A 25,142-nucleotide genomic window follows, 5' to 3' on the forward strand; every position below is an offset into this window, starting at 1 on the left:
AAAATAACAACCAAAATTAAATTAATATCTATGAAAACAAAACTAATTTTTTTATCACTGTTTTTACTTTTAAATCTCTTAAAAGTAAGTGCGCAGTGTTCATTTACACCTACCATTACCAGTCCTAGATTAGGAGCTCAATTTCCCAATAAAGTCGTGTTTTGCAACACGGAATCAGAAGTACTTTCAACACAAACTTATGGTAGTTATCAATGGTACAAACAGGCGTGGACATGGCAGTCCCCCAATACTAATCCTTGGGTTCCTATTTCTGGGGCTACCTCCCAGACTCTGACGATTAATGGTTCAAGTGATATGCTTTATTATTTTAAAGTAGAAGCTACACTTAATGATTGTACAGCACAAAGCGCAGAAATTATGGCTGATGGATATGCCTATGCACTTCCGGCTATGATGACGACACTAACTCCGGGAACTTACGAAAATATAGGTCCGGGAGAATATAATGTATGTAATGGTGCATCGGTACAATTTGATGATATTTTTCCGGTTGTGTATGGAGTTCATACATGGTACAAATGTGCACCGAGCAATATACCACCGGTTTCAGGAGATGGGTGCATCATTTCTGGAGCTACCGGAGATACTTATGTAGCGACAGAATCAGGTGAGTATGGCTTCTATGCATGTACGGCTTATTGTCCTGATCAATGTGAATTCCTGGGATTACAATCTTTTGTAAAGCTAAACTTTGGAAACTGGAACTTTTGTAATCTTGGAACCGGAGAAGTTGATCCTAAAAAAGGGAATGAAATGAGTATTTATCCAAATCCTGCGACTCAGCTTATCTTCATTGGGAAAGATTCGGATAAAGTTTATAAAGAAGTTTCTATAATTGATGCATCAGGAAGACTTGTTTTACAAAAAAAGAACCATACCTATAATCAGCCTATCGATGTAAGCGGTCTTGCTACAGGCAATTATATTATTGTTTCCAAAGATTCTAAAGATAAAATGTACAAAAATAAGTTCATTAAAAAGTAAAATATGAGTGCCCCTTTATAACTCATGTTAGTTTTTTCAATAATTGTGGAGTCGGTGCAGAATTTATTCTGCACCGGTTTTTTTATCCGGAAACAGAACCAATATAGCGTAATGAGTCCTTCTTTTTTGTAAGAAATGAATTATATTTAACAAGATATAATTAGCATTTGTTTGATCATACAATGGGAATAGAAAAAGCAAAACTTCACTTGAAAAAATGGAATAAGGATTCCGAAGTGATAATATTTGATACCTCCAGTGCCACGGTGGAGCTGGCTGCAGCAGCATTGAACATTAGTGGAAATAAAATAGCAAAATCTATTTCATTGTACGATGAGAATAACGATGTTATTTTAATTGTAGCCGCAGGGTACCGGAAGATCGATAATAGAAAGTTTAAAGATGAATTTGGATTAAAGGCAAAGATGCTTGCTTTTGAAGATGTGGAACCTTTGGTAGGACATCCTGTTGGTGGTGTTTGCCCCTTTGGTGTTAATTCGCAAGTTTCAGTTTTTTTAGACATTTCGCTTAAAGAGTTTGAGTTTGTGTATCCGGCTTGTGGAAGTGCTAACTCAGCTATAAAACTTTCTATTTCTGAATTAGAGGTTTTATCGGGTTTCAAAAAATGGGTTGATGTTACGAAAGGCGGTTGAAAACGACAAAGGAAATACATAAATTCTTGCCAGAGTTTTTAATGATGAATATTTCATTCATTTATAAAAAATGATATATTTACATTAAAACACACTTATGCTGATCAAAATTTATGGAAGCGCAATTCATGGAGTTGCGGCACGAACGATTACTATTGAAGTTAATATTGATACAGGTGGCGTTGGCTATCATTTAGTTGGTCTCCCCGACAATGCAATCAAAGAAAGCAGCTATAGGATTTCTGCAGCATTAAGAAATGTCGGTTTCAAAATTCCCGGTAAAAAAATTACAATTAATATGGCTCCCGCAGATCTTCGGAAAGAAGGTTCCGCATATGACTTAAGTATTGCGATAGGGATTTTAGCTGCATCAGACCAAATTCTTGCTGAAAATATCCACAACTATATCATTATGGGAGAACTTTCATTGGATGGGAGCTTACAGCCGATTAAAGGAATTTTACCCATTGCAATCCAGGCGAAGGAGGAGGGATTTAAGGGGATTATTTTACCCATGCAAAATACCAGAGAAGCTGCTGTGGTGGAAGGAATTGATGTTTATGGAGTCAGTAATATCAAAGAGGTGATTGATTTTTTTAATGAAGGAATACCCATTGAAAAGGTTGTTTTGGATATAAAAAAAGAATTCCAGGAAAAAGTAAATCAGTTTCCTTTTGATTTTTCAGAAGTAAAAGGGCAGGAAACGGCAAAGAGGGCAATGGAAGTTGCCGCAGCAGGAGGGCATAATATAATTTTGATAGGTCCACCCGGAAGCGGAAAGACAATGCTGGCAAAAAGAGTTCCCAGTATTTTACCTCCATTAACCTTAAAGGAGGCTTTGGAAACAACAAAAATACATTCCGTTGCCGGGAAAATAGGTGCTGAAACTTCTTTAATGACCATTCGTCCTTTCAGATCACCTCATCATACGATATCGGATGTAGCCTTGGTCGGTGGGGGAAGCTATCCACAGCCAGGAGAGATATCCCTCGCACATAATGGTGTTTTATTCCTTGATGAAATGCCTGAGTTCAAAAGAACAGTGCTTGAAGTGATGCGACAGCCCTTAGAAGATCGTGAGGTTACCATTTCAAGGGCAAAGTTTACAGTAAACTATCCCTCGAGCTTTATGCTTATTGCATCGATGAATCCAAGTCCTAGCGGATACTTCCCGGATGATCCTAATAATACTTCATCCCTTGCGGAAATGCAACGTTATATGAATAAATTATCAGGCCCTCTTTTAGATCGTATTGATATCCACATAGAAATCCAAAAAGTTGAATTTGAGCAATTAACTGAAAAGAGAAAGGGTGAAAAAAGTGAAACGATCAGAGCAAGGGTACTGAAAGCCAGAGAAATCCAACAGGCCAGATATCAAGATTTAGAAATTAGTTACAATGCGCAAATGGGCTCGCGACAAATTGAGCAATTTTGTGCTTTAGATGAGGTTTCATTTGCTCTGATAAAACAAGCGATGGACAAGCTGGGTCTGTCCGCAAGAGCGTATGACAGAATTCTGAAGGTTGCACGGACAATTGCAGATCTTGATGAATCTGAAAATATTTTCTCACATCATATTTCTGAAGCCATACAATACAGAAGTTTGGATCGGGAGTTTTGGAATGTTTGATGTGGACTTATATGGGGTAAAAGCCTTCATCATTTTTTTATATTGTAAATGCATCATACTGATATGCAAAATCTGTATGTTTAGTAAATGTTCTCTTCAATCGGTAAACAGAATAATTTATCTTTTTTTATTACAATAAGATCATCAAAATAAAAACTTGCCTCAATATTCTTAATCTCGGCTAATTTTTGACCTTCTTTATTTTTGCATGTAAGTGTAAAGGAATGGGGAAGAACTCTTTTTAAGGTCCATATTTGAGTTTCGGAATCGGAATGAGGCTGCTCATCCAGTATAAGATCAAATAGCCACAAACAGTCTTCAAAATTAACCATATCATTAATCCCTTCTGTAAATTGGTATTCCTCCTTATAGTCGTGTAAATCCTGAGCAACTGAATAAACATTATATAACTCATTCGCTGAGTTTCGACGAATATTGTGTTTGTTGTTCATGGTTTTAGTTTTTGTTATGGAAGAAGGTTTAAATTGACGGAAAGATTCAGATGCTTCAAAATGTTTGTAGTAAGCATGTGATGGTTCAACGAAATTTTTCATGTTTTTAGAATTTTATTTTAATTTTGTTTTATATCTTTGCACAAATATAGTCAAAATTTAGACCAAAATAAAATAAAAATGGACAAAATAACAACCATAAAAGAAAGAATCCTATTTTATTTGGAGGAAAAGAGCATTAAAAAGGAGTCTTTTTACAGGGAAACAGGGATGTCTGCTTCTAATTTCAAAGGAGCAGGACTAAAAAGTGACCTTGGTATTGATAAGGTTGTTAAAGTTTTAGAGGTGTATCCGGAGCTGAATGCTCACTTACATTGGCTTATAAAAGGAGAGGGGGTATTGGATTTAAGTAGTTTAGAGAAAGTATATGAGGTTGAAGAACAAGAATTACAACCTGATCATATGTTGAAGAGTAAAGATTTTAATGAAGATATAGGTGACCTATTAGCTAATATTTATGCCCAATACAATACACAGGATAAAAGCTTGCTGTTCATCCAGAACCAGATATCGAAACTGGAAAAGAAACTGGAAGCCTCTATCGCTAAGCAAAGCAAATATTTGGAAAGAATTTTAGCTCAGGTTGAGGAAAAAGAATCAAGATCAAAGTAAGCTAGTTCTTGTTTACGATGATTTTTTCAGATCCTGATAATAATGTTTTAGTTCGGGTATTAAGAATAAGGTAGCCTAGTTCGTTAGTAAAGACTTCCAAATCCTGCATGGTACCAATAAATCCATTATTGATCTCTTTTTTTACCAATCGCATTTTCTCAAGATATTGCTCTTCGGACAAAATTTCCGCAATGTAGTCCTCCCAAAGTTTATCACTAAGAGCAACAAGAATTTTTAAACTTTCTCTGTGATTACTCATTTTTTGTGATATCGTTACGTTTGTATAATATGGAAGAAAACCTTTCTAAGGTACTATTGTTAAATTTATCAATAACATTTATTTCTCTATAGTAGTTGTCTAATCGATAGATAAGATAAACAATTATAGCAATAATGGCGATAATCGCTATATCAGCATATCCGGAAATTATATTCTTATTGAAAAATATAAACTTAATATAGGTCGCTAAGTGAAAATATCCGGAAACAAAAACCACATAGAAGGTATATCTATGAGCTTTGAATAATCCTCCTAATGCAAGGAGGATTATGCACGATGGGATTGATAGAAAATAGATTGCTGAATCTAAATCCAAACGCCTTTCGCCGGCATTATTTGCCAGCTGGACATTAACATCAATAAAATAACCCACAATATTATTCAGAAAAGGTAAGATCGCCGAAATCAACACGAATGCAGACATCGTAATCTGAATAATCAGCTTACTTAGGCCTATCCGGCTTTGTCGGGTCGATTGTGTCGGCGGTACTGTTGCTTGTTCCATCTTTTGAATCTGGCTCATTTGGTTTTTCTACTGGTTTTGTTACGGTATCGCTAACGATTTTTACATTTTTTGCCGCTTTTAAATCTGCTTTTGTGCCTTCCGATTGTAAAGCGGGAGCGTCTTCATTACTTCTGTCATCACATGCTACCAAAAGAGTCAGCAATGCGATCCCGGATAAAATTAATTTTAAGTTCATAACAATATATTTTTTTTAACAACTTAAAGATAAGTCTTAAAACTTAAATTTAGCTTAAAAAAAATAGACTAATTCTTTTCATTGTGTAATAATAATAAAATTTTCTGTTATAAAAACCTTATATCACTGCGTAATGAAATCAAAAATAGTAAATAAATATTTACATTTTGCTATTTTTTAATAAAATTTTCATTTTAAAATAAATTAACTGTTTTTATTTTTCTTAAATAATCTTTTTTTAGCAATGCATATTATTGCTGAAAATTTAACTCCGTCATCTTATTTGTAACGATCTCGTATTGTCTTTATTCTATAAAACGGCGTAAAAATCACAAAATTTTATGGTGCAGAGGGGTAACTCAATCACGTATTTATTTCATTAAACGGTATAAAAAAAGCCGTGAGAGAATCTCACGGCTTTTAAAATTTAAAAAAAAGATTATTTATTCTTTTTGGTAGATTTTACATGTTCAGCTTTTGCAGGACGGGTTTTAGTATCAGCTGGTGTGTTTTCACTTCTAACCAGCTTCAACTCGTCAATTAATCTTCTTGCACCAGCATATTTATCGATAGTCCAAAGAACAAAACGTACATCAACGTTGATTGTTTTTTGCCATTCTTGTTCAAAAACAATATCACCACTTAAAGCTTCACTGTTTCCATCAAATGCGATCCCTATAAGGTTACCGTCACCATCGATTACCGGAGACCCGGAGTTTCCACCTGTAATATCATTATTAGAAAGGAAATTAACTGGCATATAACCGGCAGCATCAGCATATTGACCGAAGTCCTTCATGTTGTAAAGATCGATTACTCTTTGAGGAAGATCAAATTCTTCATCTCCTTTTTTGTATTTTCCTACCAAACCGGTCATGTCAGTATAATAGTTATCTGTAACACCAAAGTAGTTTCTGTCTGTTCTGATAGGTAATTTATCAACAGTTCCGTATGTTAATCTCATAGTAGAGTTAGCGTCCGGATAAAACTTTTTCTCCGGCATGGATTTCATTAAACCAGCTAAGAATATACGGTTGTTTTTAGCAAAATTATCATCAATCTTAGAGAATTTTTCAGAAGATAACCTTTGATCTGTAGTGACCCCGTTAGCTATTTTTAAAAGTGGATCAGCGTCTAGCTTTAAACGATCCGGATTTAAAATAAAGTTGGTTACAGAGGTTTTATTAGCAAAAATAGATGAATAAGCAACGTTCGAAAGATTTTTAGAATCTAATGCCATAATAGTTGGAGATGCTACATCTTTATCTACTCTTGACTGATAAAGACCAACCATTGAATTAAGCATTTCTCCTTCTAACTTAGTATTAAAGTTTTCATAAGCAGCTTTTACCGCAGCTTCTACTTTTGGTTTCATTGCTAATCTTCCTGCCATATCTTGTTCAGCATATGACTTAAGTACAGAGCCTACCTGAGAAGCAAGGCTGATGTATTTAGCATTTCTATAGAGCTGGGTGGCATAATTTCTTTCAACATTTCTATTAGAAACTTGTTTATAATAGATTGAGATATCATCTAAAACTCCGTCATATTCTATATTTGCCGGTTGTAAAGCCCATTGCTTGAAATTAGCTTCAGTTTTCTGCTTATCGGTAATTGTCCCGTTTTTGATAACAGCATCGATAGTTCCTTGTCTATTTTTCCAATAATTTGCTACTGATGCGTATTGAGAAGCATAATTAAGCTGAGTTGCCTTGTCTTTATCCATGTACTTCTTCATCACATCCATTGCTAATTTAGAAGCTTCTACCCAAGCTGGATAATCTTTGTTTACCATCTGCTGTATACCGTAAGAAGTTAAATAACGGTTTGTTCTGCCTGGGTAACCAAGGATCATAGAGAAATCTCCAGGCTTAATTCCTTTAAGAGAAACCGGTAGGAAATGTTTAGGCTTTAAAGGGGTATTGCTTGGAGAGTACTCAGCAGGGTTTCCTGCTGCATCAGCATACACTCTGAAAACCGTAAAATCTGCTGTGTGTCTAGGCCATTCCCAGTTATCAGTATCACCTCCAAATTTACCTAATGATGAAGGAGGTGCACCTACCAATCTTATATCTTTATAATCCTGATAAACGAAATAATAAAACTCGTTTCCATTGAAGAAATCTTTTACTACTACTGTATACTTCCCGTTTTCAGAATTCTCAGCCTGAATAGCTTTAGTTTCAGCATCAATTACAGCTTTTCTTTCTTCGCCAGTCATTTTGTTGTTTAGCTTAGCATTGATTCTTTGTGAAGCATCATCCATTCTTACTAAGAATCTAACATATAGGTCTTTAGCGTTGAATTCGTCTTTTTGCTTCATGGCCCAGAATCCATTCTTCAGATAATCTTTTTCCGGAGTAGAAGCTGCTGCAACAGCACCATAACCACAGTGGTGGTTTGTGAAAATCAGTCCTTTATCAGAAACAATTTCACCGGTACAGAAGCCTCCAAAACTTACAATAGCATCTTTTAAACTAGAATTGTTTACGGAATAAATTTCTTCTGGAGTTAAATGCAAACCTTCTTTTTGCATATCAACACCATTTAATCTTTTAATGAGCATTAGCAGCCACATACCTTCATCCGCTCTCATCTGGGCAAAGCCCAATAAAAAAGTGAATAGTAGAAATAGTCTTTTCATTTTATAAAATAATTTTGTGTCGCTAATTTACTAATTTTTACGATATTCCGGCCGTGATTGGTATGAAAATGGAAGGATAGGCTGCATGAAAAAAATATTTATAAGTCTATTAGGAGTTTTGGTTTTAGGAATGATGATTAATTGTTCATCAGTTCCGGGTAAAAACCCATCAGTTCAAAGAGAATGGATGCTTATATCTTTTGGGAAATTTGATAAAGAAGAAATGGTTAAAAGCCGCGCGGGAATTAATCTTACAGGAGCAATGGAAGGAGAAAAGATTCGTGGAGGGGCATTCATGGGGTGTAATAAAATGTTTTTTACCGGAGAGTTCAGAAAAAATGGGAAAATGAAGATTTCCGGAGTTGGAAGTACAATGATGGCTTGTCAGAATATGAAACTTGAGCGAGCGTTTGTTAATAGCTTTGAAAGGATTACGCGGTATTCAGTGGAGGGTCATTTTCTTTCTTTGTATGATGATAAAGGGATAGTGATGAAGTTTGTTGCCTCAGATTGGGATTAACAGTAATTTTTTTGAAAAATGTACAGATAAAATAAGTCCGCTAAGTAGCGGACTTATTTCGGTTATTAGTTTCTAGGAATAGTTTTTTTTATTTCTTCAAGTGTTGCCGTATTAGAAAGTCCCGTAACGGTTATTTTCTTATTAATAGGTTGACTTGCTTTACGTGAACGCCGATTAGGAATTGTTGCTAAGACCTCATCAAAACTAGCTGTATTGGGAAGTAATTTTCCTGAATTGTCCGATGTGTTTTTAGGTTTTAGATTTTGTTTTTTAACTTCAAGTCCATAATCTGATACCAGCCCGCTGTGTGGAGGATTGTTTTTATTATACTGCTCATAATCTTTAATGAGCTTAGCTTCCTGTTCCTTTGCATTTTTTAAAATAACGGCCTGATCCTGCGGCTCAGAAGTTTTATTTTCCTGGGCATACATACTTAGTCCTGATAATAGTAATGCGATGGTATATAATGATTTCATAATTTTTTATTTAATGTTTACTAGTACTTTAATTTTTGCCGTTTCATTCTGATTGTAATCCTGGAGAGCTTTTCCGATTACCTGTCCAATTCTGACTTTTTTGAGATTTGCTTTCATGGCAACTCCTGGTTTTGAAGAGGTTACTAAAAGGTCTCCCCTTTTAATTTTTCCTCCTTCAAGACAAACCTTTGTGGGGATCACTCCGATAACTCCCATGGGAACTTTTCCGGACAGATCTGCATCGATATTTTCTTCAGTCAATAAAACCCCGGGTTTGGTTGCATAAACTCCTGCTACAAGTGTAGAGTAGGGCTTTGAGGACTTTTCTATCGTTCTGTCAGAGTCTGTTGAAATCACTAAAATGTCGCCGGGCTCATATTCAGAAACATTTCCTTCCACATCAAATGCTTCTGCAACGTCCGCACCGCTGTTTTGTGTTCCGCCATTAAAAAAGCCTCTTCCTGCTTTATTGATCCGGGCTACATTAACTGATGCACTTTGATAGACAGAAATATTACCAGATGGGCCCTGATGATTGACAAGAAGTGTGGAGCCGGTACCAGTAGTGGTTATGTGTACAACAGGTTGTCCGTTGGCATTATTAAAATTAGCAAATCTACCGGCCTTACCTGTTCCAAAATTGGGAATAAAACCTGAGATCGCATTACCTGTTCCGTCGCATGATGCTTCTATACCATCGCCGCTACCACCAGCATTGGCGGTAATCCCGTTTCCATTCCCTTCGGTAAGGGCTAATACAGCCGGTCCATTTCCACTGGCATTTGATGAATAAAATAAGCCTCCATAGCCACCGGTTCCTGATGAAAGACCAAAAATACCTGCAGTACCGAAATTAGCAAAAATGGAATTCACTTCACCTTTTACTGCCGGTGAGGTGCCGGTTGTGCGATCCACCTTGAAGTTTCCTGCAGTACCATTACCAACAGTTTTCACAGAGATTACTTCGGTATCATTGTCTTCATTGAAAATTTCAAATCTACCGGCACGCCCGGTTGCAAAAGATGGAACCCATGCGTATAAAGCATTTCCGTTTCCATCAATATTTGTTTCCACACCATTACCGTTTTTGCCGGCATTGGCAGTGATTGCATTTCCATTTCCATCGGTGAGTGCCACCAGGGCCGGACCGTTTCCGGCCGTATTAGAAGCATGGAATAAGCCTGCGAAACCTCCGGTCCCTGAGGATATTCCAAAAACACCGGCAGCTCCAAAATTGCCGAATATGGTTTTTACTTCACCTCTTACGGCAGCGGCGACACTATTGGTATTATTAACGAGGAATGAAGAAGCATTTCCTTGTGTGTTATCAGGAATATTTCCATTTCCGTTGGTTTCGATTTCAAGCGTATTATTTTCATTGGTTTGATTGAAATTTTCGAATCGGCCAGCTCTACCTTTACTGTTGTTGAGCCCAACCTGGCCTAAAACACCTATCGCTGTTCCGGTACTATTTGTTGCAATAAACCCCCTCACGCCATATCCTCCACCATCATTTCTTCCGACTACAGCACCGGCTATATCACTTGTTGTTCTTCCGACCACGGCTTCTCCGTTGCCGTTGTTATCACCTACAACACCTGCAGAGGATACTTGGCTTGTAATCCCATGTAGGGCAAAACCAGCTCCTGAAGTGCTTCTCAATCCTGCACCGGTTCCTGTCGTAGAAATATTGACAACCGTTCCGTTACCCGCGGTTGAGGCAATAATTGCGCTGTTGGCATTGGAATTATTAGTTATTGAAATATTAGCAGCAACCCCGTTTGTACTTATTGCGGCAAGTCCTGTTCCTGCGTTGCTGTTTGCATATACACCGTATCCATTTCCCGATGCATTTCCATAAACACCCAGTCCATTAGGGGTAACTCCATATACTCCCCATCCGCTTCCGTTCTGACTTCCCCAGACCCCCACTCCTAATCCTCCAGTGCCATTATTGATTCCCCGGACTCCCGAAGAAAATCCACCGGCAGAAGTACTGGTTACAACACCCCTTATTGAAGCGATACTTGAAGTTGTTGTATTGTTGGTGCCTTCAATGGCTGCTCCATCACCATCATTGGTTAAAGCAAAAAGACTGGCTGTGTTATTTACGGTAGCTGAATATGGAAGGGTAAAGCTTCCGCCACCGCCTCCTGCAGATTTTGCGTACATGGCATAAGGAACGCTGAGAAGTTGGCTGGTGCCTGATATCGTATAGCTGGTTCCTCCTGACGGATCTGTTTCTGTTTTCAAATAATAATTTCCAGTGGTCCAGTTAATCGCGGCAAATGTCCCAGTAAGAACAGTTCCTGTACCTATTTCAAGGCTGATTAAACCATTGGCATTGGTATTTCCGGTCAACCTTTCTGAGTATACCACTGGGCCTGCGGCTGAGCCTTGAAGAACACTTACTTTTACTGCAATACTCTGATTGATGATCAGTTGTCCCGAAAGATTTCGGATAACGGCCTGATAGCTCATTTTTTCAGGTACTTGTCCAAAGGCTAAAAAACAGCCCAGTATAAGCCCTAGTATGAGTAGATTTTTTTTCATGGTAGTTATTTTTTTATGATTTTGAATGTTTTAATGTTTTTACCATCCTGATTAATTCTTATAATGTACATGGCAGATGGAAGAGAAGAAAAATTAAATTCAGATTTTGTCTGCATAATTTTTTCACTCCTGATCAACTTACCTTGTGCATCGAATAATTGATAATCTGAGTTCTTATAGCTGTTTACTGTAAAATCCAGATATAGATAATCTCTAAAGGGATTAGGATAGAGTAAAATACCGTCCTCTGCAGATGACGTTTCATGGGTGTCAAGGGTCGTAATTTCAAAAGCTTGCTGTACTCCTTCCATAACCTGGAATCCGCTTCCCTTAGAGAGATAAGTGACCTGGCCGACACTATAAGAAATAGAGCCATTACCTCCTGAGACAGTTGTTCCTGTAGTTAAAACAGCTGATTGAGCTTTAAGCTGTCCGGTTACAATAAACAATATGAAAAGGAAGCCGGAAATAAATGTTCTTTTCATGTGAGTTTTTTTTGGTTAGTAGTTTATAAATTCGGGTTAATGAATTTCGGAAGACTAAATTACCACATCCCGGATGCAGATATTGGGAAAATAGATAAACGACACGAAAAATCGACAAATGACAATCCGAAAAAGAAATAGAGGAATACTTTAATTGGGCATGTTGAAAAATGCCAGATTATCTTTATAACTTCTTCCTATGGGAAGCTTAATCTTATGGGTAAGTTCCACTTCGTGAGAAGTTTTACTTCGGATAAGATATTTTGGAACGGCATAGCTGCGGTGTATTCTTACAAAAGAATCGAAGTGGTTTTGATGAAGAAGATTTCCAAGGGAATCGAGAATACAATGTTTTTTTTCAGAAGTTACAATTCTGGTGTAATCTTTTAATGCCTCCAGATAAAGAATATCTGTTATTTTGATTTGTAGAATTGTACTCCCTTCTTTGATTTTAATCGTATTTTCACCAAGTAAAATATCAAGACATTCACTCTTTTCCTTCATTTCAAGAAAATCCAAAAGTTTTTGTAACGAATGATGAATACGATCCGTTTTTAAAGGTTTTTTAATAAAGTCGAGTATGTCCAGTTCGAAAGCCTCGGCAGCAAACTCACAGTGGGAACTCATGAAAATACAAATAGGGATTTTATAGGCTAATTTACAGAATTCAATTCCGTTCATTCCGGGGAGTTTGGTTTCAATAAACAGGACGTCTACTGGTAGATCAAGGTATGGAATTGCTTTTTCTGCTGAATCAAAAGATGCAACAATTTCTATATTATCATACTGATTGATATGATGTTGAAGAACCAGCCTGTCCAGTTCATCATCATCAATAATCATACATTTAATATTGGCAATCATGATTCTCTGGATGTTAATTAGTTTTTATAGATCAATGTAAATAAAACAAAAATCTCATTATAAAGTTATTAAAATTATTTTGGTTTTTAATGTTTTATGTTTATTTTAATATTAAAATGGGTGATTTGAAATAATAATCACAAAGTGGTGAACGGTGGTGGCTTTATACATCACAATTGCTAATCCATTCAAAATTTTTGAAACGGGATTCTTTATCGTAAATATTGCTTAGTATAATCAGATTATTGGTTTGGTAAAATGTTGTAATTTCAAAGAGATGTTTATGAATTGTGTCAGGAGTGGCAATAATTATATTCTTCAGGATTTTTTTTAAATCATCATTTTCTGTAGGACTTAACATTTTTTCTTCTATATCATTCGGATGTAATAATGGGGAGGGAGCTAGGCCTCTGCGTGCTTCAAGAAACTGGTAAGCCATGGATAAGGCATTTCTTTTTGCGGTGTCGTAATTTTCAGCGACTGAAACTGAAACGGCAATTTGTAAATGAGGTGTTTCGCTCAGATTACCACGCTTAAATTCATTTCTATAGATTTCCGTGCTTTCATTTTGCTTGTTGTCCATCAAAAAATGAGAGAAGGAATATCCTAATCCGTTTTTTGCAGCTTCCTTTGCCGAATTATTCCCTGAGCCCAGCCACCATACTTCTGGCATATGTTGAAGGTTTTGAGGCTGAGCAATCAGATCACCATAACGCTCTTGCGTAATACTTGTATCATCTGAAATATAGGCTGCGATATCTCGGAGTTTTTCGCTGATATTACTTATTGTTGGAAGTTTATCGCCGTTCAGGGCCAGGGAAGATATTTTAAGACCGCCCGGTGCTTTTCCTAGTCCCAGTACAAAACGTCCGGGAAAAATTGACGCTAGTAATTTTGTGATCTCAGAAATTTTATATGCAGAATAATTTCTGAGCATGATCCCTGCGGTTCCAACTTTTATTTTTTGTGTTTTGCTTAAAATAACAGCGGCTAATATTTCGGGGCTTGAGCTTGCGTAACCAGGAACTCCATGATGTTCGGAGAATAAAATGCTTTCATAACCAAGATGCTCTGCCCATTGGGCCAGTTCAATGCTGTTATGAAGGGTATCCTGCGTATGCTCTCCCATTACAACAGGAGATTGGTCCAGGATGCTCAATTTCATTGTTTTTTTTGTAAAATCTTTTTCTGATTGGCTGGCCATACAATATTGTTTTAAAGCTGAAATTGAAGACTCAATATAATGAAAAATCGTTTTATGATCAGAATGATACTCTAAACGGTCATTCAGGTACTATTTTTGTTTTAATGGATTTGTAAGGTTTAATGTTTGAAAGTAATAAAAAAGCATTTGTTGATTATTATTTTTCCGCAAATTAATAGTATTTAAAGCTTAAATTAACATTAAAATTTTAGATTGTCTTAAAAATCGTTTTGCTTTTTATCCCTAAAAAGGGTATCTTGTAAAACTCACAAACATAGATAGAACTTAATGCTAGAAAAGAAAGAACATAATTACGAGAAAGCTGTTTTAGTAGGTGTTATTACTCAAAATCAGGATGAAGAAAAGCTGATAGAGTATATGGATGAATTAGAATTTTTAGCTTTCACAGCAGGAGCAACGGTACAAAAGCGCTTCACTCAAAAATTAACTCAGCCGGACTCCAAAACCTTCATTGGAAGTGGAAAGGCACTTGAAATAAAAGAATATGTAAAAGAAAACGAGATAGGAACAGTAATTTTCGATGATGAACTCTCACCATCCCAGCTTAAAAACCTGGAAAGAGAAATGGAGGTGAAGATTCTGGACCGAACCAATCTTATTCTCGATATTTTTGCACAACGAGCACAAACTTCTTACGCTAGAACCCAGGTGGAACTGGCACAGTACCAATATCTCTTACCTCGATTAACGAGGATGTGGACCCACTTGGAACGTCAGAAAGGAGGGATTGGAATGAGAGGTCCGGGTGAAACTGAAATTGAAACTGACCGTCGTATTATCCGTGACAGAATCACTTTACTGAAAGATAAGCTAAAGACGATAGACAAGCAGATGGCTACTCAGCGTAATAATCGTGGGAAAGTTGTTCGGGCTGCGTTGGTAGGGTATACGAATGTAGGTAAATCTACTCTGATGAATTCACTTTCAAAATCTGAAGTTTTTGCAGAAAATAAACTATTTGCAACATTAGATACCACTGTCAGAAAAGTGGTTATCGGGAACCTTCCGTTTTTACTTACCGATACTGTAGGATTTATCAGAAAATTACCGACCCAGTTGGTTGAATCCTTTAAATCGACTTTGGATGAGGTGCGGGAAGCTGATTTGCTGATCCATGTCGTAGATATTTCTCATGAAAGTTTTGAAGATCATATAGAATCCGTTAATCATGTTTTGATGGAAATTAATGCTCATCAGAAGCCTATGATTATGGTTTTCAATAAGATTGATGATTTTAGCTATGAGAAGAAGGATGAAGATGATCTGACACCTTCAACAAGAAAGAATGTTTCCCTTGAAGAATGGAAAAAGACCTGGATGGCAAAATCTAAATATCCAACGGTATTTATTTCGGCTTTGACAAAAGAGAATTTTCCGGAGATGAAGAAATTGATCTATGATGAAGTCATGAAAATCCATATTTCAAGATTTCCATATAATGACTTCCTGTTTGAGTATTTCGATAACGACGAGGAAGATGAAAACAACAATTAATGAAATATTACATTTTCCTTTTGCTGCTGAATATTTCGGTTTTAGGCTTCGGTCAAAAATCGAAAATTGATTTTAAAAGTATAGAGAAAAACCTTAAAAATCCCGAATCACTTTATAATTATGATAAACTGATTTTCAAGTACAAAGGGATTCCAAAGTCACTGGATAGTATAGAAGCTCAGTATTTGTACTACGGTAGAAATTTCGAATCAAATAAATTAAATACTTCAGATAATGATTTTAAAAGTCTTGCTGAAGCATTTAAAAATAATAATTTCGATGATTGCATAAGATTGGGTAAGGTTTTATATGGTAAGGATCCAACGAATATGGACGTACTGCTGATTTTGCTGCGTGCTTATGATTCTAAAAAAGATGTAAGTAATTTTACTCATCATCTCGCACAGCTTCGATTACTTGCCGACGCAATCAAAAATTCGGGAGATGGGAAAACCGAAAAAACCGCCTATCAGGTCAATTCTGTTGGTGACGAATATATTTTCCTGAATATTCTCAATATCGGAGAAGGCTATACAAAAAGTTCAAAAACAGTAAAAGAAGGCATTATTGACTTATGGGAAAAAGAAAATAACAAAATATATATCAAAGTCCTTTACTTGGACTTTTAATTAAAAAATAACTTAGTGGAATTATATTATTCATTTTCAGCGTTAATAGTTTTAGCATCCATATTCGCATATCTTAATTACAGATTTCTCAAACTTCCCAGTACTATCGGGATCATGGTAATTGCCATTGTGGTTTCAATTTTCCTGGTTTTATTTGGTGAAACTGTATTGCCAAGAACTTTTGGGCATCTTCATAAATTGATGAACAGCATAGACTTCACTGAAGTGTTAATGGGCGCAATGCTTAATTTTCTATTATTTGCAGGAGGAATTCATATTAATATTAATGACCTTAAAGAACAATTCAGGCCCGTTCTTATTTTCTCCACGGCAGGGGTTGTCATTTCTACTTTTATCGTAGGATTCGGAATGTTTTACCTGTTGCCTTTAGTGGGTATCAAACTTCCTTTTATCTATTGTCTTGTTTTCGGGGCTCTGATATCTCCTACTGATCCCGTGGCTGTTCTGAGTGTCTTGAAGCAGGCAAAAGTTTCTAAATCTTTAGAGACTAAGGTTGCTGGAGAATCTCTTTTCAATGATGGTATGGCTGTTGTTGTTTTTACCGTAGTACTGCAGTTAGCTGTCGGGAAAGAAGTAGATTTAGGAGTGGAAAGTATTGGACTGTTACTGCTTAAAGAAGCTGGAGGGGGATTGTTATTGGGTGTTTTGTTAGGTTGGATTACTTCAAGGCTAATGCGTGAAGTTGATGATTATATTATTTCAGTTTTGGTTACCCTTTCTGTGGTCATGGGCGGATACCTCATCGCAAGGCAGATGCATATTTCAGGCCCTCTCACCATGGTTGCTGCCGGATTATTTATGGGGAATTTTAACGTAAGATTCAAAATGAAATCAATTACTCAGGATTATCTTATTAAATTCTGGGAGTTAATTGATGAAATATTGAACGCTGTACTTTTCTTATTTATAGGTTTTGAGCTGCTCATGATAAAGGATCTGAATCACTTTATTATTCCAGGGATTATTGCAATTATTGTTGTGTTGGTAGCAAGATTTATTTCAATATGGGGACCTACAAAATTTATGTCTTTCCGAACAAGGTTTAGTCCCCAAACGATAAAAGTGCTGTTTTGGGGTGGAATTCGTGGCGGAGTTTCTATTGCGCTGGCAATGTCTATTCCTAAAAGTGAGTATAGCAATATTATTTTAAGTATTACTTATTGTGTGGTAGTATTTTCTATTGTAGTACAGGGACTTACCATTGCTAAGGTTGCTAATCCTAAAAAGATTGCAAAAGAAGAATTGGAACAGGAAAGCATTGCTTTAGATAAAGATGTTTAATTGATTGATTGTTATGAGTAACGTAGTAAAAGAAATACAGGAAGCTCTAGCTGTTTTATCAATTCCCGAAAAAGCGGAATTCTTCCCGAAATTTTTTAAAACAGGAAAGGGGGAATATGGTGAAGGAGATATTTTTTTAGGTGTAAAAGTTCCTGACCAGAGAATTGTAGCGAAAGAATACTATTCCAAAATCTCTTTGAAAGAGCTCAGTGTTTTGCTTGCATCCGGTTTTCACGAATATCGGTTGACTGCATTATTTATGCTGATCAGTAAATTTGAAAAAACAAAGGTGGCAGAGGAGAAAAAAGAAATTGTAGATTTTTATCTTAATCATTTGCCATACATTAATAATTGGGACTTGGTGGATTCAAGTTGCTATAAAATATTAGGGAGATATGCTTTTGAAAATCAACAAGAACACCTATTAAGGGAGCTTTCTCATTCTGATGAAATGTGGCATAAAAGAATAGCCGTAGTTGGAACAATGCATTACATTAAAAAAGGCTTTTTTCATCTGACAAAGGAATTTGTAACGACGAATCTGAGCCATACGCATGATCTTATGCATAAAGCAAATGGCTGGTTATTAAGAGAGATGGGAAATAAAAATGAAGGAGAATTAGTTGCCTATCTCAATAAGTACTATAAGGAAATGCCCAGGACCTGCCTGAGGTATGCTATTGAAAAACTGGATGAGGAGCTACGACAGGATTATTTAAAAGGAAGGATCTAATGGATTGTTTATTTTGGAAAGCAGGAACACATTATTTTTTACACCTGGTATTTCCTGTTTTGATAGCATATATATTTTATAGGGATCACTGGAAAAGAACTTACCTGATACTCTTAGCTACCATGTTAGTTGATCTGGACCATCTGTTTGCTAATCCCATATTTGATCCTGACAGAAACAGTATAGGATTCCATTTTTTACATTCTTACTATGCAATTGCGGTGTACTTTTTGCTGCTTTTTTTTAAAGGAAATATAAGAATTGTTGGCATCGGGCTTTTATTGCATATGCTGACTGATTATCAGGATTTCAATCTTTGGTGTCATTAAAATATCATTAATCTTTTCTCTTAATATTTTAATCTTCATTGATTTTTTGTATTTTGTAAACACTTATGAAATTAAAAGAACTTTTACATTATACCTTTATTTTCCCGGTTTTAGCCGTGGGATATTACTTTTCTGGTCTGATGGCAAACGGTGTCATCTTTGAAATAATAGCAGGAATTTTACTTACAGGAAGTGTGCTTTCGGCTGTTCATCATGCGGAAGTGGTAGCCCATAAAGTAGGAGAGCCATTCGGGACAATTATTCTTGCTCTTTGTATTACCATTATTGAAGTGGCGTTAATTATTTCTTTAATGATAGCAGGAGGAGATCAGGCGGTAACGCTGGCAAGGGATACTGTTTTTGCGGCTGTAATGATTATTCTGAATGGAATATTGGGGATATGTATTTTAGTAGGTGGAGTAAAGTATTATGAGCAATTTTTTGCGAGAACTTCTGCTACAACCTATCTGGTAAGTATTGTGTCTATATTGGCGCTTACTCTTATTCTTCCCAACTTTACTTCAAGTGTAAACGGACCTTTTTACAATACGGCCCAACTGATCTTTGTTTCAATTGCCTGTCTTGTTATTTATGGTGTATTTCTTATGGTTCAGACAGTGAGGCACAGGAACTATTTCATTATTACATCAGATGACCCGGATTCACATTACATCCCTTCAAAAATAGCGACTCTTATCAGTTTTATATTTCTTGTTATCTGTCTGATTATTGTTGTCTTAATGGCGAAAGGGCTTTCTGCGACCATCGAAAATATGGTTCAGAGTGTTGGAGCGCCAAAATCTTTGGTTGGAGTGATTATTGCAGCTGTGGTTTTGCTTCCGGAAGGAGTTGCGGCGATCAGGGCAGCCAGGAATAATCAGATACAATCAAGCGTTAATCTCGCATTAGGCTCTGCGCTGGCAAGTATTGGATTAACCATTCCTGCTGTGTCTATAGTTTGTATCATGTATGACATACCTTTTGTATTAGGACTGGATAGAAAGGACATTATTTTGCTTTCTTTATCGGTATTTATCGTTATGCTCTCATTAAGCAGAGGGAAAACCAATATTTTATACGGAACTGTTTTATTGGTAAACCTGGCGGCCTATATTTTTACTGTAATCGTTCCTTAATTTAATTTTCTAGCCATCTCCATTTTGTAGGACATAAGTTTTGCTATGTTTTCAGATTTATAGATGGCCATGTCTGCACTTTCACCGATGAAAAGCTCTTCTATTGTGCTTTTCCAAAGGAAGAGCCACTGATCGAAGTGTTTTTTTTCCATTGCATGAAGTTCGTTGATGGGAAAGTGAACGGCCATTGGATTTCCTTTATAGCTCATCTGGCCAAAAAGAATCGTTTCCCAGAAAGAATACATTTTAGGAAGGTGGTTATCCCAGTTTACCTTTGCAATGTCATTAAAAAAGAACCCAATGGTTTCGTCTTTAACTACTTTTCCATAAAATGAATTAACAAGGTGTTCTATATCTTCTCTTGATTCCAACTTTTTCATAATTCAAATTTAGTGTAAATCAGGTAAAAAAGGGACTTGAAAATTGATCAATCTCATTACCTGCTAGTTATCAGTCACAACTGCAATTAATAAAATATTTATAAGTGTTAAAATTGTTTAATTCGCAAAAACAAGCTACTAAACAGAGCGGTTTTTGTAAATTTAATAATTAAACACTAAAAAATAATAAAGATGAGTAAAAAAATCAATTCTGTTTTAGTAATTATGTTATTGGGGATTTCTGTTTCTTGTTCAAGGGATGAAGTCAGTTCTATTGGTGATGATACAGAAAACACAAGTTATACTGATTTAAAAAGAACTTCAATGACTGAGGCAGAAATGCTTCAGAAGGGCTGGAAGATTGTAGATGAATTTAAGTTGCCGGGCAACACGAATGTGATACGTGGTATATCTGATGAAAAAAGCAAGATACCCTTTAAAGCAAATCACTTGAAGGATATGGGATATGATATCAATTTTTCAGGTGAAAAAACAAGGCTCAAAAATATTTTCGCTTATTCAGGACAAGTTCCTGACGGAATTATTTTTAATCCGGATCTATCCGTTGATGGCGATATGCGAAATACAGCAGCAAGTCCGGATGTATCTATTGTTTTAGGAACCCCTGATGTAAAAATAAAGACAGACGGAGTAGATCTACCTGATGATTCGTATACGACTGAAGCTATTAATAATGGTGACCGGGAAAGTGAGATTACAGTTACCTATTCTTATAAAAAAGGGTATTCAACCTCATGGAAACGTACGGTTTCAGGATCATTTGAAGTAGGAGCTTCGGTATCCATAGATGTTCCGTTAGTTGCCAAAGCATCTGCCAGTACAAAAGTTGTTGTGGGAGGCGATACTACAGATGGAACCGAGAGCTCGGAAGAAATTACAGAAACAAGTACATATAAAGCTATTGTACCAGCTCATTCCAAAAAAATAATTTCTGTTCTGACAAAGTTGAAAGGATCTTCGGTGGAGTATTCTGTGCCAATGAAGTTAACCGGAACTTTGCTAGCCAATTTTCCCAACCCTGCAAACGGACATTACTACTGGGCTTTTCCCGTGGAAGATTTTCCTAACTTTATTTCAAGCATACATGGAGAATCGGGTATTGTAAAGTCGGTGAGTAATGTAAGTGTAACTGTTCTTGAATCACCGGCCCAAAAAATATAGATCGATCTAAAATAATATATAATAATAGACAGGAGCTGTAGAGTTCCTGTTTTTTATTAAAAATGTTAAAAAAATGAGTTATTCTATGCTTAACTTTGCTCTTTAAAATAATTAAAAAAAGTGTAAGAATGACCCGGGGATTCAGAAAAAAAATCCGTCAGACAAATACGGAGAACAGTGGTTTTGGTAACAATGCCTCAGGGAGATTTATCAATAAGGATGGTTTTCCGAATGTTCAGCGAGCAGGAGTCAATGTTTTTAATCGGCTAAGTTGGTATCATACGATGCTTAATTTATCCACATTTCGTTTTCTTTCGTATCTGGTAATTTCCTATGTGGTGGTCAATCTTATTTTTGCATTGGTTTATTATCTGATCGGAGTACAGCATCTTACAGGAATTGATAAAAGTAATCCCCTCAATGAATTTATTGATGTGTTTTTTTTCAGTTCGCAAACATTTACGACAGTAGGATATGGAAGAATTGCACCGGTTGGTTTTCTGGCGAGTCTGGTGGCTACTTTTGAAGCTTTTTTAGGATTGCTTACCTTTGCTATTGCAACAGGACTTTTTTATGGAAGATTTTCACGGCCCAGAGCTTACTTAAGGTTTTCTGATATTGCAGTGATTGCTCCTTTTAGAGATACATCTGCTTTAATGTTTAGGCTAGCGCCTTATAAAAATAATGCGCTTACAGATGCAGAGGTTATTGTTTCGGTAGCTATTGAAGTTATTGAAGATGGAGTTCCTAAAAGTAATTTTTACCGGTTGGATACCCAGCTGGGTAAAATTAATACATTGGCACTTAACTGGACTGTTGTTCATAAGATTGATGAAAACTCACCGTTTTATGGCTTTTCTGAGGAAGATTTTAAAAATACAGATATTGAACTGATTGTTCAGGTTCGCGCTTTTGATGAGGTATTTTCCAATACTGTGGTTCAAAGGTCGTCTTATGTGACTGGGGAAATTATTTATGGAGCCAAGTTTGTCCCAATGTATTATCCGAATAAAGATAATCAGTCGACAATTCTGGATCTAGATAAGATTAATGAACACCAAAAAGCAGATCTTCCTGTTTTTAGCGAAAAGGGGTAATGGATATAGAATTATACAGAAAACAAGCTTTACAAAAGCAAAAGGAGCATAAGAAATTTTTGGACGGATTAAAGAAAAAGCCGCCCAAAAATCTTGATTATGTTGTTCAGGAAACCCATGAAGAAGTATTTGAGAAAGTGGATTGTCTTCAATGTGCAAATTGCTGTAAAACTACCGGGCCTTTATATACAGAGAAGGATATTGAGCGCATTGCTAAGCATCTTCGAATGAAGCCTGCAGATTTTGAATCAAAATTCCTGAGGATAGATGAGGATAATGATAAGGTGCTTCAAAACTTACCCTGCTTTTTTCTAAATGATGATAATACGTGCTCGATATATGAAGTGAGACCTAAAGCCTGTAGGGAATATCCTCATACGGATAGAAAGAAGATTTATCAGATCAATTCGTTAATGGTAAAAAATACTGTTATTTGTCCGGCTGCATTTGAATTTGTAGAGAGGATTATGAAAAAATTAGGAAAATAACTTATAATCAAAATTCATCTTAAAATAATATAAAGTACGTTAAATAAGACCTTTACATATAATTTAATAAAATAAATGGCGTTCTAGAAATACTAAACACCCATTTAAAATATTAGAATATGAAAAAGTTAATTTTCACAGCAGCATTTTCTTTAGTAGGAATGATTGCTGTATCAGCCCAGACTGAGACACAGAAGAAGGTTGATCCTAATCAGACTACAACCCAGACAACTCCACAAACGATGCAGTCTAATTCCAATACGACTACACCGAATCAAACATTAAGTACAGGTACAACCACTACTGTTGATACTTCGGCCAACCCAACTAAAATGACTGATGGAACAACAAGTGTTAGTACTGAAACTGCTGTTGAGGCAACAAAACCTTCTGAAGCGACTAAAGAAGAGAAGAAGGCTAAGAAGAAAAAGTCGAAATAAATTGTTAAAAAGTTGAAATGAAGATCCTGAAATTATGTATTTCAGGATTTTTTTTGAGCATAAAATGTCTGGGAGCATATTATTCCCTACCAAATGATGATGGGAGATGCACTTATCTTGTATGTTTTTTACATAAAAAAAGCATTGAATATATCAATGCTTTCTCCTTTCACTTTTTACTTTTTTCCCATTATCCCCGGGAACAGGCTATAAGAAAAAAGGCCGGGAAGATTCCCAACCTTTATATTTTTATCTTACACAACTCCTTGAGCTAACATTGCTTCTGCAACCTTCACAAAGCCGGCAATATTTGCCCCTTTTACATAGTTTACATAGCCGTCTTCCTCTTTTCCGTAGTCTCTACAAGCTTTATGGATTCCAATCATGATTTCCTTTAATCTTGCATCTACTTCTTCAGAAGTCCAGTTCAAACGAATTGAGTTTTGAGTCATTTCTAATCCTGAAGTAGCTACACCACCGGCATTAGATGCTTTTCCAGGAGAGAATAATACTTTGCTATCTAAGAAATAGTTGATGGCTTCTAATGTTGAAGGCATATTAGCAGCTTCAGTTACACATAAAACTCCGTTTTCAACCAATATTTTAGCATCTTCGAAATCCAATTCGTTTTGGGTTGCAGAAGGAATTGCCACATCACACTTCACTTCCCAAGGACGTTTCCCTGCATGGAATACAGCAGATGGATATTTTTTAGCATAATCCTCAGCTCTGTTATTACCGGAAGCTCTCAATTCCAATAAGTAATCGATTTTATCTCCTTCAATACCGTCTTTATCATAAATGTATCCGTCAGGACCTGAAATGGTAACCACTTTTCCTCCTAATTCAGATACTTTTTTAATTACTCCCCACGCTACATTACCAAAACCTGAAACAGAAACTATTTTGTCTTTAAAAGTTTGGCCAATGGTTTTCAGCATTTGCTCAGCAAAATACACAACACCATATCCCGTAGCTTCAGGACGAATCAATGAACCTCCATAAGCAAGTCCTTTACCAGTAAGAACACCGGTAAATTCATTTCTGATCTTCTTATATTGTCCGAAAAGGTATCCGATTTCTCTTGATCCTACCCCGATATCTCCGGCTGGAACGTCAGTTTCAGGACCAATATGCTTGCATAATTCAGTCATGAAAGCCTGGCAGAAACGCATTACTTCCATATCTGATTTTCCTTGTGGATCAAAGTCAGAACCTCCTTTTCCACCTCCCATTGGAAGAGTAGTTAATGAGTTTTTGAAAACTTGTTCAAAAGCTAAAAACTTAAGAACAGATAAATTTACTGTCGGATGGAAACGAATTCCTCCTTTGTATGGTCCGATTGCAGAGTTCATCTGAATTCTGAAACCTCTGTTTACCTGGATCTCTCCTTTGTCATCAACCCATGGAACTCTGAAAATAATAATTCTTTCAGCTTCAGCCATTCTTTCTAGAAGCTTCATTCCTGTATATTCCTTCTTTGTAGCGATAAATGGGATAACAGTAACTGCAACTTCTTTTACGGCTTGTAAAAATTCTGGCTCGTTAGGGTTTTTTGCCTCAATTTTTGCAATAAACTCCTGGATTTTCTGGTCAATATTATATTGTTCCATATATTAAGGTTGAATATTATTGCCAACAAATTTAATTTTTTTTTCAAGATTCACAACACCTTAATTGATGATTATTGAAAATTTAATAATTATGAGGGAAAATATTATTAAATTAATAATTAGTAGTTAAATTTTATTAAAAATTAAATGTTATTT

Annotated in this window: 27 protein-coding genes; 15 read left to right on the forward strand and 12 right to left on the reverse strand. The window is 36.1% G+C overall.

Annotated elements, in window-relative coordinates:
- The first annotated feature begins 30 nt into the window (after positions 1 to 30).
- The 3 genes from ACNFU2_RS14540 (at position 31) to ACNFU2_RS14550 (ending at position 3,291) form a co-directional block, all read left to right on the forward strand.
- A complete protein-coding gene (locus ACNFU2_RS14540) occupies positions 31 to 1,005 on the forward strand; it encodes a T9SS type A sorting domain-containing protein (RefSeq protein ID WP_273650327.1) in 975 nt (324 codons plus the stop codon).
- Between the two features lie 182 nt (positions 1,006 to 1,187).
- On the forward strand, positions 1,188 to 1,658 hold the full coding sequence (locus ACNFU2_RS14545) for a YbaK/EbsC family protein (RefSeq protein WP_273650328.1): 471 nt from the start codon (positions 1,188 to 1,190) through the stop codon (positions 1,656 to 1,658).
- Between the two features lie 97 nt (positions 1,659 to 1,755).
- Positions 1,756 to 3,291 carry a YifB family Mg chelatase-like AAA ATPase gene (locus ACNFU2_RS14550; protein ID WP_306613291.1) on the forward strand — a complete coding sequence of 512 codons (1,536 nt, stop codon included), beginning with the start codon at positions 1,756 to 1,758 and terminating at the stop codon, positions 3,289 to 3,291.
- 80 nt (positions 3,292 to 3,371) lie between these two features.
- Here the strand turns inward: ACNFU2_RS14550 and ACNFU2_RS14555 are convergent, their stop codons facing one another.
- The gene (locus ACNFU2_RS14555; RefSeq protein ID WP_273650330.1) at positions 3,372 to 3,845 is read right to left on the reverse strand and encodes a DUF6876 family protein; all 474 of its coding nucleotides are present in this window, start codon (positions 3,843 to 3,845) and stop codon (positions 3,372 to 3,374) included.
- A gap of 78 nt (positions 3,846 to 3,923) precedes the next feature.
- On the opposite strand from ACNFU2_RS14555, the gene ACNFU2_RS14560 reads away from it, so the two are divergent.
- Positions 3,924 to 4,415, forward strand: a complete 492-nt coding sequence (locus ACNFU2_RS14560; protein ID WP_273650331.1) for a hypothetical protein — start codon at positions 3,924 to 3,926, stop codon at positions 4,413 to 4,415.
- A gap of 1 nt (position 4,416) precedes the next feature.
- Here the strand turns inward: ACNFU2_RS14560 and ACNFU2_RS14565 are convergent, their stop codons facing one another.
- The 4 genes from ACNFU2_RS14565 to ACNFU2_RS14580 form a co-directional block, all read right to left on the reverse strand.
- Positions 4,417 to 4,674 (reverse strand): hypothetical protein, encoded by a 258-nt coding sequence (locus ACNFU2_RS14565; RefSeq protein WP_172281918.1) that lies wholly within the window; start codon positions 4,672 to 4,674, stop codon positions 4,417 to 4,419.
- The gene (locus ACNFU2_RS14570) at positions 4,667 to 5,200 is read right to left on the reverse strand and encodes a hypothetical protein (protein WP_273650332.1); all 534 of its coding nucleotides are present in this window, start codon (positions 5,198 to 5,200) and stop codon (positions 4,667 to 4,669) included. The genes ACNFU2_RS14565 and ACNFU2_RS14570 overlap by 8 nt, the downstream gene beginning before the upstream one ends.
- Positions 5,139 to 5,396 (reverse strand): hypothetical protein, encoded by a 258-nt coding sequence (locus ACNFU2_RS14575; protein WP_273650333.1) that lies wholly within the window; start codon positions 5,394 to 5,396, stop codon positions 5,139 to 5,141. The genes ACNFU2_RS14570 and ACNFU2_RS14575 overlap by 62 nt, the downstream gene beginning before the upstream one ends.
- 439 nt (positions 5,397 to 5,835) lie before the next feature.
- A complete protein-coding gene (locus tag ACNFU2_RS14580) occupies positions 5,836 to 8,040 on the reverse strand; it encodes a S46 family peptidase (protein ID WP_273650334.1) in 2,205 nt (734 codons plus the stop codon).
- An 85-nt stretch (positions 8,041 to 8,125) separates the two neighbouring features.
- Here ACNFU2_RS14580 and ACNFU2_RS14585 point away from each other — a divergent pair, with 85 nt between their 5' ends.
- Positions 8,126 to 8,560, forward strand: coding sequence for an META domain-containing protein (locus tag ACNFU2_RS14585; protein WP_273650335.1), 435 nt, complete (start codon positions 8,126 to 8,128; stop codon positions 8,558 to 8,560).
- A gap of 65 nt (positions 8,561 to 8,625) precedes the next feature.
- On the opposite strand, the gene ACNFU2_RS14590 is transcribed toward ACNFU2_RS14585, so the two are convergent.
- The 5 genes from ACNFU2_RS14590 to ACNFU2_RS14610 form a co-directional block, all read right to left on the reverse strand.
- Positions 8,626 to 9,036, reverse strand: a complete 411-nt coding sequence (locus ACNFU2_RS14590; protein WP_273650336.1) for a hypothetical protein — start codon at positions 9,034 to 9,036, stop codon at positions 8,626 to 8,628.
- Positions 9,037 to 9,042: 6 nt separating this feature from the next.
- Positions 9,043 to 11,589, reverse strand: coding sequence for a beta strand repeat-containing protein (locus tag ACNFU2_RS14595; RefSeq protein ID WP_306613297.1), 2,547 nt, complete (start codon positions 11,587 to 11,589; stop codon positions 9,043 to 9,045).
- 5 nt (positions 11,590 to 11,594) lie between these two features.
- Complete coding sequence (locus ACNFU2_RS14600; protein WP_273650338.1) at positions 11,595 to 12,074, reverse strand: T9SS type A sorting domain-containing protein; 480 nt, start codon at positions 12,072 to 12,074, stop codon at positions 11,595 to 11,597.
- Between the two features lie 150 nt (positions 12,075 to 12,224).
- On the reverse strand, positions 12,225 to 12,938 hold the full coding sequence (locus ACNFU2_RS14605) for a LytR/AlgR family response regulator transcription factor (RefSeq protein WP_273650339.1): 714 nt from the start codon (positions 12,936 to 12,938) through the stop codon (positions 12,225 to 12,227).
- 163 nt (positions 12,939 to 13,101) lie between these two features.
- Positions 13,102 to 14,103: an MsnO8 family LLM class oxidoreductase gene (locus ACNFU2_RS14610; RefSeq protein ID WP_273650340.1), complete on the reverse strand. Its 1,002-nt coding sequence runs from the start codon at positions 14,101 to 14,103 to the stop codon at positions 13,102 to 13,104.
- A gap of 327 nt (positions 14,104 to 14,430) precedes the next feature.
- Here ACNFU2_RS14610 and hflX point away from each other — a divergent pair, with 327 nt between their 5' ends.
- The 6 genes from hflX to ACNFU2_RS14640 all read left to right on the forward strand — a co-directional run bounded on the left by hflX (position 14,431) and on the right by ACNFU2_RS14640 (position 19,786).
- A complete protein-coding gene (gene hflX / locus ACNFU2_RS14615) occupies positions 14,431 to 15,657 on the forward strand; it encodes a GTPase HflX (protein WP_172281937.1) in 1,227 nt (408 codons plus the stop codon).
- Entirely contained in the window at positions 15,657 to 16,286 is a 630-nt protein-coding gene (locus tag ACNFU2_RS14620; protein WP_273650341.1) for a DUF4919 domain-containing protein, read from the forward strand. The genes hflX and ACNFU2_RS14620 overlap by 1 nt, the downstream gene beginning before the upstream one ends.
- Positions 16,287 to 16,301: 15 nt before the next feature.
- Entirely contained in the window at positions 16,302 to 17,588 is a 1,287-nt protein-coding gene (locus ACNFU2_RS14625) for a cation:proton antiporter (RefSeq protein ID WP_273650342.1), read from the forward strand.
- Positions 17,589 to 17,601: 13 nt separating this feature from the next.
- Positions 17,602 to 18,321, forward strand: a complete 720-nt coding sequence (locus ACNFU2_RS14630) for a DNA alkylation repair protein (RefSeq protein WP_273650343.1) — start codon at positions 17,602 to 17,604, stop codon at positions 18,319 to 18,321.
- Complete coding sequence (locus tag ACNFU2_RS14635; RefSeq protein WP_273650344.1) at positions 18,321 to 18,650, forward strand: DUF6122 family protein; 330 nt, start codon at positions 18,321 to 18,323, stop codon at positions 18,648 to 18,650. Before ACNFU2_RS14630 ends, ACNFU2_RS14635 begins: the two co-directional genes overlap by 1 nt.
- Positions 18,651 to 18,715: 65 nt before the next feature.
- The gene (locus ACNFU2_RS14640; protein WP_273650345.1) at positions 18,716 to 19,786 is read left to right on the forward strand and encodes a calcium:proton antiporter; all 1,071 of its coding nucleotides are present in this window, start codon (positions 18,716 to 18,718) and stop codon (positions 19,784 to 19,786) included.
- On the opposite strand, the gene ACNFU2_RS14645 is transcribed toward ACNFU2_RS14640, so the two are convergent.
- A complete protein-coding gene (locus ACNFU2_RS14645) occupies positions 19,783 to 20,166 on the reverse strand; it encodes a group III truncated hemoglobin (RefSeq protein ID WP_306613306.1) in 384 nt (127 codons plus the stop codon). The two genes, ACNFU2_RS14640 and ACNFU2_RS14645, sit on opposite strands and share 4 nt — an antisense overlap.
- A 192-nt stretch (positions 20,167 to 20,358) precedes the next feature.
- Here ACNFU2_RS14645 and ACNFU2_RS14650 point away from each other — a divergent pair, with 192 nt between their 5' ends.
- The 4 genes from ACNFU2_RS14650 (at position 20,359) to ACNFU2_RS14665 (ending at position 23,373) form a co-directional block, all read left to right on the forward strand.
- Positions 20,359 to 21,348: a hypothetical protein gene (locus ACNFU2_RS14650; protein WP_273650346.1), complete on the forward strand. Its 990-nt coding sequence runs from the start codon at positions 20,359 to 20,361 to the stop codon at positions 21,346 to 21,348.
- Between the two features lie 128 nt (positions 21,349 to 21,476).
- Positions 21,477 to 22,445: an ion channel gene (locus ACNFU2_RS14655; RefSeq protein ID WP_273650347.1), complete on the forward strand. Its 969-nt coding sequence runs from the start codon at positions 21,477 to 21,479 to the stop codon at positions 22,443 to 22,445.
- Complete coding sequence (locus ACNFU2_RS14660) at positions 22,445 to 22,933, forward strand: YkgJ family cysteine cluster protein (RefSeq protein WP_306613311.1); 489 nt, start codon at positions 22,445 to 22,447, stop codon at positions 22,931 to 22,933. The genes ACNFU2_RS14655 and ACNFU2_RS14660 overlap by 1 nt, the downstream gene beginning before the upstream one ends.
- 119 nt (positions 22,934 to 23,052) lie before the next feature.
- The gene (locus tag ACNFU2_RS14665) at positions 23,053 to 23,373 is read left to right on the forward strand and encodes a hypothetical protein (protein WP_273650349.1); all 321 of its coding nucleotides are present in this window, start codon (positions 23,053 to 23,055) and stop codon (positions 23,371 to 23,373) included.
- Positions 23,374 to 23,627: 254 nt separating this feature from the next.
- Here ACNFU2_RS14665 and gdhA read toward each other — a convergent pair whose 3' ends face one another.
- A complete protein-coding gene (gene gdhA, locus ACNFU2_RS14670) occupies positions 23,628 to 24,986 on the reverse strand; it encodes an NADP-specific glutamate dehydrogenase (protein WP_172281957.1) in 1,359 nt (452 codons plus the stop codon).
- Positions 24,987 to 25,142 lie beyond the last annotated feature (156 nt).

The organism is Chryseobacterium sp. PTM-20240506, from assembly GCF_048296755.1.
Lineage (GTDB): Bacteria > Bacteroidota > Bacteroidia > Flavobacteriales > Weeksellaceae > Chryseobacterium > Chryseobacterium proteolyticum.